Genomic DNA, 7894 nt, shown 5'->3' with positions numbered 1-7894 from the left:
TGTGGTCGAAATCCAGGCGCTCGATGACAACGGGAACGCCTCAGTGCAGACCATCACCGTGACGGTGACGGACGCCGACGAGGTCGCCCCGGCCATCACCGGCGGCGCGACCGCAGCCACCTCGATCGTGGAAAACACGACCGCAGTCGCAAACCTGAGCGCAAACGAAGCCGTCACCTGGTCGGTCAGGGGCGGTGCCGATTCGGCCCTGTTCGCGATAGATCCGGCCACCGGCGCCTTGCGCTTCGTGAGTACGCCTAACTTCGAGGCTCCAGGCGACAACGGTGCCAACAACACTTATGTGGTCGAAATCCAGGCGCTCGACGCCAACGGCAACGCCTCGGTCCAGACCATCACCGTGATGGTGACCGACGCCGACGAGGTCGCCCCGGCCATCACCGGCGGCGCAACCGCGGCGATACCGGTAGTGGAAAACACGAGTGCCGTTACCACCCTGAGCGCAAACGGAGCGGTCACTTGGTCGGTCAAGGGCGGTGTCGATTCGGCCCTGTTCGCAATCGATCCGGCCACGGGCGCCTTGCGCTTCCTGAGTACGCCTAACTTCGAGGTCCCAGGCGACAGCGATGCCAACAACATCTACGTGGTCGAAGTCCAGGCGGTCGATGCCAGCGGCAACTCCACGGTCCAGAGCATCACCGTGACGGTGACCGACGCCGACGAGTTAGCCCCGGCGATCACCGGCGGCGCAAGCGTTGCGATACCGGTCGTGGAAAACACGACTGCCGTGACCACCCTGACCGCCAACGAAGCGGTCACCTGGTCGGTCAAGGGCGGTGTCGATTCGGGTCTGTTCGCGATCGATCCGGCCACGGGCGCCCTGCACTTTGTCAGCACGCCTAACTTCGAGGCACCAGGCGACAACGGTGCCAACAATACTTATGTGGTCGAAGTCCAGGCGCTCGATGCCAACGGCAACGCCTCGATCCAGACCATCACCGTGACGGTGAACGACGTCGCCGAGTTACCCCCGACAACCACTGGTGGCGCAACCGTGGCGATTTCGGTAGCGGAAAACACCACTGCCGTTACCACCCTTACCGCAAACGAAGCCGTCACCTGGTCGGTCAAGGGCGGTGCCGATTCGGCCCTGTTCGTTATCGATCCAGCGACTGGCGCGCTGCGCTTCCTGAGCATGCCGAACTTCGAGGCCCCAAGTGACAACGGAGCCGACAACAGCTACGTGGTCGAAGTCCAGGCGCTCGACGCCAGCGGCAACGCCTCGGTCCGGACCATCACCGTAACGGTGACGGACGCCGACGAGGTCGCCCCGGCCATCACCGGCAGCGCAACCGCGGCGATACCGGTAGTGGAAAACACCACTGCCGTGACCACCCTGAGCGCAAACGAAGCGGTCACCTGGTCGGTCAAGGGCGGTGTCGATTCGGCCCTGTTCGTGATCGATCCGGCCACGGGCGCATTGCGCTTCGCGAGCACGCCGAACTTCGAGGCCCCAGGCGACAACGGTGCCAACAACAGCTACGTGGTCGAAGTCCAGGCGCTCGACGCCGGCGGCAACGCCTCGGTCCAAACCATCACCGTGACGGTGACCGACGCCGACGAGGTCGCCCCGGCGATCACCGGCCCCGGCGGCAGCGCCGGCGCCACCAGCGCGAGCATCACGTTGGGCGAGAACGACAGCGTCGTCACGACCATGGGCGCGAGCGAAGCGGTGACCTGGTCGATCGGCGGCGGCGCAGATGCCGGCAGGTTCGTCATCAATCCCGCCACCGGCCTGCTCAGCTTCATCGGCGCGCCCGATTTCGAGGCGCCGCGGGACAGCGGCGCCGACAACAGCTACGTGGTCGAGATCATCGCAACCGACCGCAGCGGCAACCCATCGAGACAAACGCTGACGGTCAACGTAGCCGACGTCGACGACACCGCGCCGGCCGCGCCAAGCCTGGACCTGCTGGCCGTGTCGGATTCGGGTTCGAGCAGCAGCGACAACCTGACCAACGCCACCACCCCGCTGATCCGGGTCGCCCTCAACGGCAGCGGCGCGAATGCCAACGTCGTTGGCGAGACGGTCACCCTGTTCGAGCGTGGCGCCGTCGTCGGCAGCGTGACGCTGACCGCGCAGCACATCAGCGCCGGCTTCGTCGACCTCGCCAGCGTCGCGCTGGCGGCCGGCGACAAGCTGTTCACCGCCAGCGTCACCGATGCCGCCGGCAACGTCTCCGCCACCAGCGCCGCCCTGGCGCTGACCATCGACACCGAGGCCCCGGCGACCCCGACCGTCAAGCCGACGCTCGCTTTCGACACCACCCCGACCGTCTCCGGCACCGCGCCACGGGCCGCCGGCGAGGTGTTGACGGTCACCGTCAACGGCGTCACCTACACCGAGGGCGACGGCGCGCTCACCCGCAGCGGCGAAAGCTGGACGCTGACGATCCCCGACGCCAACTCACTGCCGCTGGGCAGCCACTCGGTGACGGTCACCCTGACCGACGGCGCCGGCAACAGCCGCTCCGACAGCTCGCGCAACGAGCTGGTGGTGGCGGCCGTGCCGCCGCCGCGCGTCGGCACGCAGGTCAACGCGCCGGACGCGCCGCTGCCCGTCCAGCCCAATTTCCTGCCGCCGCGGGACGTGGCGGCGCCGGCCGGCCCGTTCATGTTCCACGTGCCCGAGCTCATGGCGCTCGAAGATCTGATCAAGCAAAGCTCGCCGCTGATCCCGGACTTCAACCTGACCGACTTCGCCCAACGCAGGATCGGCGAGGCCGCCACGTTCGAGGGCATCCTGACCATGGGCGGCGACGACGCCTTCCAGGTGCTGGTGATCCCGGTCGGCTCGCCCGCGCTGACGCTGCACCGCGGCGTGCAGGACCAGACGTTCGAACTGACCAAGGACACGCGCATCAGTTTCCGGGTGCCGTCCGACGCCTTCAAGCACACCGACGCCAAGGCCACCGTCAAGCTGGTCGCCACCCTGCGCAACGGCGACCCGCTGCCCAATTGGCTGGTGTTCGATCCGACCACCGGCCGCTTCGAGGGCGTGGTGCCGGCCGGCCTGACCGGCGAGATCGCCGTCACGATCAAGGCGGTCGACATGGAGGGACGCAGCGCAGAGACCATCTTCCGCATCAAAATCGTCGGCAACAAGCTCGTCGGCCGCGCCGGCCTGGCCGAGCAGATCCGCCTGGCCTCGAAACCGGCGCCCGGTCTGATACCATCGATGAGGAAAGCATGATCCGTTCAACAGGCAACCGAATGCGCCCCGGCGCGGGAATTCATTGATGGCGTCAGAAGGATCCGAACACATCCAGATGGAGCCCCAGGCACTGGGGGTCCTGCTCGACATGTCGCGCCGCGCGCGCGAGGCGGGCGACCATGCCGTGCTCAGTTTCATGGCCGTCAACGACAGCCACGCGCTGGCGCCTTTCCGGCAGGCCGCCATGTGGCTGGCTGACGGCGCGGTCCATGCGCTCTCGGGCGTGGTCCAGATCGAAGCGAACGCGCCCTACGCGCAGTGGCTCGGGCGCGTGTGCGCCGGCCTGCCCGGCGCCAACGGCGTGCCGGCCCTGGTCGACGCCGGCACGCTGCCCGGGGCGGTCGGCGCCGAGTGGGGCGATTGGCTGCCCGCGTTCGGCTTGTGGATCCCGTTCCCGGACGGCGTCTCGGGCGGCTGGCTGTTCGCGCGCGACACCCATTGGCGCGACATCGACATCGCCCTGCTGGCCGAATGGATGCGCATCTGGCACCACGCCTGGCGCGCGCTCGGGGTGCGCGCCCCCTGGTCCTGGCGCCACCTGCGCAACCGCGGCGCGGCCGCCGCGGCGCCGCTGGCGGCCGCGCCGCGGCGGCCCTGGTGGCGCCGCCCGCGCTTCCTCTGGACGAGCGCGGTGGTGCTGCTGCTGGCGTTCCCGGTGCGCCTGACGGTGCTCGCCCCGGGCGAACTGGTGCCGGCCAGGCCGGCCGTGGTGCGGGCGCCGCTCGAAGGTGTGATCGGCAGTTTCGCGGTCAAGCCGAACCATCGGGTCGCGGCCGGACAGCTGTTGTTCAGTTTCGACGACGCCCCGCTGCAGGCGCGCCTCGAGGTCTCGCGCCAGGGCCTGGCCGGGGCCCTGGCCGAGTACCGCCAGGCCGCCCAGCTGGCGCTGTCCGAGGAGAAGAGCAAATCCCAGCTGGCCATGCTCACCGCCAAGGTCGAGGAGCGCCAGGCCGAGGCCGACTACCTCGGCGGCCAGCTCGAGCGCTCGCGCGTGCTCGCGCCCCAAAGCGGCATCGTGCTCATGGACGACCCGAGCGAGTGGATCGGGCGGCCGGTCGCGGTCGGCGAGCGCATCTTGCGGGTGGCCGCGCCGGGCGACGTCGAGGTCGAGGCCTGGCTGCCGCTGGGCGACGCCATTCCGCTGCGCGCCGGCGCCGGCGCCACCCTGTACCTGAACGCGAGCCCGCTCGCGCCGGTCGGCGCGCGCCTGCGCTACGTCGCGCACGACGCCCTGCAGCGGCCCGACGGCGGCTACGCCTACCGGGTCCGCGCCACGCTCGACGGCGCCACCACGCACCGGGTCGGCCTCAAGGGAACGGCCAAACTGGCCGGCGACCGGGTGCCGCTGGTCTACTGGGTCCTGCGCCGTCCGCTCGCCGCGATCCGCCAGACGATCGGCTACTGACCATGCCCCTGCCCGCCCTGCGCGAAGAGCTGGACCTGTTCGAGGGTCCGCGCATGCCCGACGGGCAGCCCAGCTACACCCTGCACGACCCGGTGCGCAACCAGTTCTTCCAGCTCGACTGGCTCAGCTTCGAGATCATCAGCCGCTGGCACCTCGACGCCTTCGAGCCGATCGCCGCCGCGATCGCGCGCGAGACCACCTTGCACCCCGAACCGGAGGACGTCGAGGCGCTGGCCATCTTTTTGCAGGAGAACCAGCTGCTGCGCCCGCCCGCCGGCGACGGCGCCGCCGCCATGGCGGCCAAGCTGGCCCGGCTCAAGGGCAACCGCTGGAGCTGGCTGCTGCACCACTACCTGTTCTTCCGGATCCCGCTGGTGCGCCCGGACCGCTGGCTCGACCGCTGGGTGGGCGCGGTGGAGCCCCTGTATTCGCGCGCCTTCCTGCACCTGACGCTGGCCGCGCTGGTGCTCGGCCTGTCGCTGGTGTTGCGCGACTGGCAGCAGTTCACCAACACCCTGGTCGACCATTTCTCGTGGCAGGGGCTGGCCGGCTTCGCCCTCGCGCTGACCCTGGTCAAGATCTTGCACGAGCTCGGCCACGCCTTCACGGCCAAGCGCTACGGCTGCCGGGTGCCGGCGATGGGCGTGGCGTTCCTGGTGCTGTGGCCGGTCGCCTACACCGACACCAACGAGGTCTGGCAGCTCAACGTGCGCGGGCAGCGGCTGGCGGTGGCTGCGGCCGGCGTCGCGACCGAGCTCATCATCGCGGTCTGGGCCACGCTGGCCTGGACCCTGCTGCCGCCCGGGCTGGCCAAGTCGACCGCCTTCCTGCTCGCCACCACCACCTGGATCGCGACGGTGGCGATCAACACCAGCCCGTTCATGCGCTTCGACGGCTACTTCCTGCTCTCGGACTGGCTCGACATCCCCAACCTGCACGCGCGCGCGTTCGCGCTGGCGCGCTGGGACCTGCGCGAGCGCCTGTTCGGCCTCGGCGAGGCGCCGCCGGAAACGTTCAGCCGGCGCCGCACCGCCGGCCTGATCGTGTTCGCCTACGCGACCTGGCTGTACCGCATCGCGCTGTTCCTCGGCATCGCGGTGCTGGTCTACCATTTTTTCATCAAGGCGCTCGGGATCCTGCTCTTCATCGTCGAGATCGGCTGGTTCGTCCTGCTGCCAGTGGTGCGCGAGGTCAAGCTGTGGCCGGCCCTGATCGCGGCGCAGCACCCGGAGCCGTTCCGCTCGCACGACCTGGGCGCCTATCTGGCGCGCCGTCCGCGGCTGCGCCTGACGGCCGCCCTCGCGCTCCTGCTGCTGGTGCTGGTCGTGGTGCCGTGGCCGACCCGCCTGTCCGCGTCGGGCTCGTTGCGCCCGGCCGAGATCTATCCGCTGCACGCGCCGGCGGCGGCCCAGATCGGCAAACTGCCGGCCGCCGACGGCGCCGCGGTGGCGGCCGGCGCCACCCTGCTCGAGCTGGCCTCGCCGGAGCTCAACCTGCGCTGGCGCCGGGCCCAGAGCCGGCTCGAGCGGGTGCGCTGGCAGACCGCCAACGCCGGGGTCGAGGCGGAGCAACGCCAGCAGATGCAGGTGTTGCAGCAAGCCCAGATCACGGCCGCGGCCGAACTGGCGGGGGTCGAGACCGAGATCGACCTGTTCGCCCCGAAGGCGCCGTTCGACGGCGTGCTGTACCTCGATCCCGAACTCGAACCGGGCGTGTGGGTGGGCGAGCGCGAGCGCCTCGGGATGCTGGTCAAGCCGGGCGCCTGGCAGGTCCAGGCCTACTTCGACGAGGACGATGTGCGGCGCGTGCGGATGGGCGACAGCGGCCGCTTCTTCGCCGACGGGCTCGAGGGGCCGGCCCTGACGGTGCATGTGAGCGGCATCGAACACGACGCCGCGCGCGTGCTGCACCACGGCGAACTGGCGAGCGAGTTCGGCGGCTCGGTGTTGACGCGCGAGCGGCGCGGCCAGCTCGTGCCCGAGCGCGCCGTGTACCGCGTCACGCTGTCGGTCGAGGGCGACCCGGGCCGGCTGGACCGGCACAGCTGGCGCGGCAAGGTCGTCATCCGCGGCGAGTGGGAGCCGCCGGGCATGGTGTTTGTCCGCTCGGCCATGGCGCTGGTGTGGCGCGAGGTCGGTTTCTAGACCCGCGCGGCGCGGGTGCCGACGCGCGGCACGCTTTCCTAGTAAACTCCGGCTGACAACTATGGACCACCGCGCATGAATCCTCCCGTTCCAGATCGCGGGGCGCTCGTGCCGCTGCCCTACCACGCCGCCTTGGTCGGCTATTTGCGCCTGCACGAGCCCGACGTCTGGCGCTGGGCCGGCGCCCGCGCCAGCGACGGCGAGCAACGCGCCTGCCTGCGCGCCATGCTGCTGCGCGACACCTACCGGATCGACCCGGCGGCGCACGGCGAGGTCCACGCGACGCTGTCGACGGCGATGGCAAGGCTCGGCATCGCCGCCCCGGCCACCCTGTACCAGTCGCCGGGCCAGCAGATGAACGCGGCGCTCGCCTTCGTGTCCGGCGAGGTGCACATCATTTTGCAGGGGCCGCTGCTCGAGCGCCTCGCCCCGGACGAGTTGTTGGCCGTGTTCGGCCACGAGCTGGCCCATTACCTGCTCTGGACGCGCGACGATGGCCAGTTCCTCGTGGCCGAGCGCGTCCTCAACGACGCCCTGGCGGCGGCCGGCGCCAGCGCCAGCCACCACGAAACGTACCGCCGCTACGCGGGGATGTAAGCCGGAAACCCAGAAATTTCCGTCATCCCAATTTCAGCCCGGCGAGAGCGCGTCCAGGTCGATCATCTTGCCGCCGCTCTGGAATGTGTAGTGCCCATTCAGCAGGATGTGCCGCCAGGCCGCTGGCGATATCCGGGTGATCATCGCCACAGCCTTGGCATTGCCGCTGGCCTCGCACTTCGTCAGCAGGTGCGACAGTATGGCCGAGTTGTAGTAGGGAAAAATAGGGGGAACGGGAAAAATCGTACGTCAAGCTATCATCACCGACACGGGCCTTAAGTCTATGAACAGAAGCGCGCGGCGGGGGAGGCGGAGGCGATTGAGGCGTTGCGCAGCGTGTCGCCAGTGGCATGGCGCCATGTGAACCTTATCGGCCGCTTTGAATTCACGGCCGAGGCGCCGCAGCTCGACATTGATGCCCTGGCGGCACGCTACGCCGAACCGGGCTACTGGGGGCAGGCGTTCGAGGAAAGCGAGGACGGCTCATTAGCCTGATGCGTATTTCGGCGAACGTGA

At 69.6% G+C, this 7894-nt stretch carries 5 protein-coding genes and 1 pseudogene; 5 read left to right on the top strand and 1 reads right to left on the bottom strand.

Going from position 1 to position 7894, the window contains the following annotated elements:
- From C7C56_RS26545 to C7C56_RS26530, 4 genes are all read left to right on the top strand, one after another.
- Positions 1-3211: Ig-like domain-containing protein (locus C7C56_RS26545; protein WP_219933238.1), on the top strand; the 3211-nt coding region annotated here is incomplete at its 5' end.
- Between the two features lie 46 nt (positions 3212-3257).
- Entirely contained in the window at positions 3258-4637 is a 1380-nt protein-coding gene (locus tag C7C56_RS26540; RefSeq protein WP_229459016.1) for an efflux RND transporter periplasmic adaptor subunit, read from the top strand.
- A gap of 2 nt (positions 4638-4639) precedes the next feature.
- A complete protein-coding gene (locus C7C56_RS26535) occupies positions 4640-6781 on the top strand; it encodes a site-2 protease family protein (RefSeq protein WP_181373374.1) in 2142 nt (713 codons plus the stop codon).
- Positions 6782-6856: 75 nt separating this feature from the next.
- Positions 6857-7378 (top strand): M48 family metalloprotease, encoded by a 522-nt coding sequence (locus C7C56_RS26530; protein ID WP_106760341.1) that lies wholly within the window; start codon positions 6857-6859, stop codon positions 7376-7378.
- 22 nt (positions 7379-7400) lie between these two features.
- Here C7C56_RS26530 and C7C56_RS26525 read toward each other — a convergent pair.
- Positions 7401-7594, bottom strand: a pseudogene (locus C7C56_RS26525) (Tn3 family transposase); the annotation flags it as partial.
- 144 nt (positions 7595-7738) lie between these two features.
- Between C7C56_RS26525 and C7C56_RS30420 the strand changes: the two are divergent.
- Positions 7739-7873 carry a hypothetical protein gene (locus C7C56_RS30420; protein ID WP_267874743.1) on the top strand — a complete coding sequence of 45 codons (135 nt, stop codon included), beginning with the start codon at positions 7739-7741 and terminating at the stop codon, positions 7871-7873.
- Positions 7874-7894: the final 21 nt, after the last annotated feature.

This window comes from Massilia glaciei (genome assembly GCF_003011895.2).
Classification (GTDB): Bacteria; Pseudomonadota; Gammaproteobacteria; order Burkholderiales; family Burkholderiaceae_D; genus Telluria_A; species Telluria_A glaciei.
This window is presented reverse-complemented; position numbering and strand designations above follow the sequence as displayed.

Excerpts from the sequence above, each read along its gene's own strand:
- C7C56_RS26530 (WP_106760341.1), top strand. The coding sequence starts at position 6,857 with ATGAATCCTCCCGTTCCAGATCGCGGGGCGCTCGTGCCGCTGCCCTAC.
- C7C56_RS26540 (WP_229459016.1), top strand. The coding sequence starts at position 3,258 with ATGGCGTCAGAAGGATCCGAACACATCCAGATGGAGCCCCAGGCACTG.
- C7C56_RS26535 (WP_181373374.1), top strand. The coding sequence starts at position 4,640 with ATGCCCCTGCCCGCCCTGCGCGAAGAGCTGGACCTGTTCGAGGGTCCG.